Origin of the sequence: Streptomyces hygroscopicus subsp. hygroscopicus, from assembly GCF_030269125.1 — a bacterium.
In the GTDB taxonomy this organism is placed as follows: domain Bacteria; phylum Actinomycetota; class Actinomycetes; order Streptomycetales; family Streptomycetaceae; genus Streptomyces; species Streptomyces hygroscopicus_C.
Genome location: NZ_BSSM01000036.1, coordinates 1 through 3,885, shown reverse-complemented (window position 1 = coordinate 3,885; position 3,885 = coordinate 1). Strand labels below are relative to the sequence as shown.

Sequence of the window (3,885 nt, the reverse complement as noted above, 5' to 3'; positions counted from 1 at the left end):
TGCGTACACGTGGCCGCCCACAAAGCGTACGGATCGCGTACGCGGCCCACGCCTGAGCCTCGGCTGGACCACGGCAAACTGCGGACACCCCGATCCGGATCCTGGCAAGCACCCCGGCCCAGCTGCCCCCCCGGCTGGCCATGGGCGACCAGGAGGACGACGTACGCCTGTGGGACGTCGCGGCCGGACGGCAGAGCGCCGCCTTCACCACGCCAGCCGGTCGGGCGGTGGTCTTCAGTCCGGACGGCCGGCTGCCGGCCACGGCGGACGAGCCGGTCCACCTCACCGACACCACGCAGCCGCTGCGGCTGTGGGACACCCGCAGCGGCTTCACAAGAATCGCCGAACACCACGTCGTTCTGGACGGCCCCGTGGTGTTCAGCGCCGACGGCCGCACGCTGGCCGCCGCCACTTCCGAGAGCACCGAGCAGTTGTGGGACACCGCCACCGGCCGCGCGCGCGCCACGCTCACCGTTCCCCCCGGCACGGCCCGGTGGTCTTCAGCCCGGACGGGCGCACCCTGGCCACCGGCGCCGAGGACGGCACCGGACGGCTGTGGGACCTGGCCACCGGACGGCAGCGCAACACGTTGACGCACACGAGCAGCGTCGGGCCCCTCTCCTTCGGCCCGGACGGGCGCCTGCTGGCCACCGGCGCCGAGGACGGCACCGGACGGCTGTGGGACCTGGCCACCGGCCAGGCACAGCGGACACTGGCCACGCCCCGCTCCTCGCCGCAGGTCTTCCTCAGCCCGACGGGCACACCCTGGCCACCGGCAGCGACGACGGGACCGCACGGCTGTGGCCCGTCACCCCCGGCGATCCCGGCGCGGCCGTCACCAGGATCTGCCACGCCCTGTACCGCGGACTGACCGCGCACGAATGGGCCCGGTACCTCCCGGGCCGGCCCGTCCGCCACGGCTGCGCCTCATGACCGTCGAGGCGGAATTGCCGAACCCCCGACGCGAGCCGCCGGCCCAGGGCCCGGACCACGGGCTCGCGTGAGTCGTCGCCCGTGGAACCGGCTGGCTGGCCGCGCTCGCTGTTCGGCTCGGCCCCCACCATGACCATCCATGGTGTTCAGGCCTCCTCGGGCCCCCGGATCGGCTACGGTGCGAACGGATTCCGGGGAGAGAGAGGAACGGATGAAGCGTCCTGGCTACGCGCTCGTGGTAGTGCTCGACGTCGTACTGCTGATCGGCCTCGTGCAGGGCTGGCTGCCCACCAGCTCCGACGGCTTCCGGAAGTTCTTGATCGCATTCACCTCCGTGATCCTGGGATTCATCGTCTACCTCGCGATCCGGCCCGCCAGACGCGACTGACGCCCTACCAGGAACCCACCAGACACGGCAACACGGCAACACGGCAACACGGCGAGCCGGCAGGCGACATCGACCAGACGCGCTGACCGGCCTTAACCCCGCTGGTCGTGGCGGACCACCACGCTGCTGCCCAGGAGCGGCTCAGCGCTGTTCAGCGGCTCAGCCCTGGGCTTCGGCGGAACGCGTTGCGTACGGTCCACCAGGCCGCGGACCAGGCGGCCGACCACAAGCGGCTACAGCCCAGCGAACGCTGCGCCGCTGACGGCGGATCCGCTTGTGGTCAAACCTCGCTGAGACTCATCAAAGTTCGGTGAGACGGGTCAATCGGTTGCAGCCCGTAGCCGCACCCGCAGAGGTGTCACCTCCGGGGGTCGGTCCCGTGTTTTAGGGCCCGAGTGGCAGCGTGACACCCCAGCGTGACAGCCGGATCGAGGACGCGTGACACACGGGCGTGACAGCGTGGCAGTCACCCTCGGTGATCAGCGGGCGGGGGTGGGCGGCGGCGTCAGCGGCCCTTAAGGCTTCGTGCCAGGCAGACGGCATGATCCGGATACGGCGATCACGGTCAACCGTGCGGTGCCGGCGCATCGGCTGTCCACTAGGATCCCGCAGCGTCATCCCGCACACCTGGCCGAGGAGTCGGCGGTGCCGTGGCAGGCCGGCCCCGAGAGCCGCCGTCATGCCGCACGAGGTGGAGACAGGAAACGGGCCACACGTGCCGGCACCCGTCACCAGCTGGTTCACATCGACCGGCTGCCGGCCACGCCGACACATCTGCGACACGACCTGCCCCACGCGGTACCCGACCGCCCCTCGGCATCGACCGCTCCACCAACACCCGTGCGATCGCACAAGCACGCACCCTCCTGGCCGAACGGCGGTGCACGGTTCCCGACCATCCCGGCCTGCGGCTGCCGACGCTGACAGACGTGTTCGCCCACGCCCAGGCCGAGGCCAATGAGCCACGCTGGCACGCCACCGACATCCAGACCCGCCGACCCCCGGCCGGACGAGGCGGCCGACACCCGTTCGTCTCCCGCAAGAAGAAACAGAACACGATGAAGACCACCGTCACCGCCGGCTGGCCGAGCCGCACCTTACAGACCGATGCCCTGCGACCCGGTCACACACACGATGCCACGGCCACCCGCAACGAACACACAGCCACCTGCTCCAGCACCCCCCCCCCGTCGAAATCCTCCCGGACGACGGCTACCCCGGCCTCAGCCCCGACCACCGCAGCCAAACGATCACACCACCCGGAAAACCCCCTCCCGGACCACCGCCCGACAGAGGTGAGCAGTGGAAACACGACCACCACGGCCACCCCCGCCGACCACACCCCCACCGACCACAAACACTGCAAACAACTCACCCGCTGGACCCACCACCACGACCACCCGCCCGACACCTACCCCACCATCACCGCCCCACGTCCCCCACACACCATCAACACCCCAAAACCAGCCACCACCAGCCACCACCAGCCCAAACACAACCCACCCACCATCACACACCAACTCGTAAAGGGTGTTGCACAAGGCCGTGATCAAGCAGACCGAAGCGGTGCTCTGGGCTTGACGGTCATGCGGCGAGGGCGAGGTTGTGCATCCGGGCCACCGCCTGGACTGCGTGATGGAGGCCGTCGCCGCGCTGCCGGCAGTCGCGGAGGATCTTGTAGTTCTTCCTCCGGGAGAAGACGTGCTCGACGCGTGCGCGGACCTTGCGGTGAGCGGCGTTGATCCTCTTCCTCGCCCTTCAGCAGCGCTCGTCCCGGGCGTTTGCAATGTGGGATGACCAGGCCGGTGTTGATGTAGGCGCCGTCGCCGAGCACCGTCACGCCGTGGCAGTGCTCGGCCAGACCGGAGTCCCGCCATGCCCTGGCATCCGCGGTATTGCCAGGCACAGGCCGGGCGTCCGCCACCACGAAGCGAGTCTCCGCGTCGACGATGACCTGCACGTTTGCCGAGAACCGGTAGTTACGGGAGGAGGCGCCAACGCCGCGGTCGCGGACCGGGATCAGGGTGCCGTCCACGATCCACATCCGGTCCGGAGCATCGGCCGCGCGGGAGACCGGCTCGAGCGCGAGCAGCGGTCCCAGCCGCTGGATAACCCGGCAGACCGTGGAGGGGGAAACACCGAACAACGGGCCCAACTGCCGCATGGTCAGGTTCGTGCGGTAGTACACCGCGACCATCAAGACCCGCTCGGCCAACGGCAACGACCACGGCCGGCCCCGCAAAGTGCCGTTGCCACCCCGCTACCGCACCACCTTCAGCGGACTCGAAAACTGCGTCATCCGCAGCCCCGTGAACGTCTCCACCCACACGAGTTCAGCACGTAACACCGCAGCCATGCCTAAGACTTGTCCCGTAATCACTGCGTCGTGTCAGTGCCTCTGACGTGAACAACGCGGTCGGGTTGACCCAGGCCGAACGTGTTGCCCCAGCCGTCACCACGGTCGAATCCCGCGGCGGTCAGGCGCTTAATCCGCCCGGGCGGGGCGAGGGAGGCTTCGTAGCCTTGGCTGAGGCCGGTGCCGGTGTCGGCATATGAGTACCTCG

3 protein-coding genes and 2 pseudogenes are annotated in these 3,885 nt (G+C 69.5%); 3 read left to right on the top strand and 2 right to left on the bottom strand.

Going from position 1 to position 3,885, the window contains the following annotated elements:
• Positions 1–140 precede the first annotated feature (140 nt).
• From QSK45_RS37890 to QSK45_RS37880, 3 genes are all read left to right on the top strand, one after another.
• Positions 141–593, top strand: a complete 453-nt coding sequence (locus QSK45_RS37890) for a WD40 repeat domain-containing protein (RefSeq protein WP_285563504.1) — start codon at positions 141–143, stop codon at positions 591–593.
• On the top strand, positions 494–871 hold the full coding sequence (locus tag QSK45_RS37885) for a WD40 repeat domain-containing protein (RefSeq protein WP_285563503.1): 378 nt from the start codon (positions 494–496) through the stop codon (positions 869–871). The genes QSK45_RS37890 and QSK45_RS37885 overlap by 100 nt, the downstream gene beginning before the upstream one ends.
• Before the next feature lie 273 nt (positions 872–1,144).
• On the top strand, positions 1,145–1,321 hold the full coding sequence (locus tag QSK45_RS37880) for a hypothetical protein (protein ID WP_285563502.1): 177 nt from the start codon (positions 1,145–1,147) through the stop codon (positions 1,319–1,321).
• Between the two features lie 1,584 nt (positions 1,322–2,905).
• On the opposite strand, the pseudogene QSK45_RS37875 reads toward QSK45_RS37880, so the two are convergent.
• Positions 2,906–3,677: pseudogene (locus QSK45_RS37875) on the bottom strand (transposase family protein).
• Positions 3,678–3,697: 20 nt separating this feature from the next.
• Positions 3,698–3,885: pseudogene (locus tag QSK45_RS37870) on the bottom strand (hypothetical protein); the annotation flags it as partial.

Coding starts and splice junctions, on each gene's coding strand:
- QSK45_RS37890 (WP_285563504.1), top strand. CDS start 141: ATGGGCGACCAGGAGGACGACGTACGCCTGTGGGACGTCGCGGCCGGA.
- QSK45_RS37880 (WP_285563502.1), top strand. CDS start 1,145: ATGAAGCGTCCTGGCTACGCGCTCGTGGTAGTGCTCGACGTCGTACTG.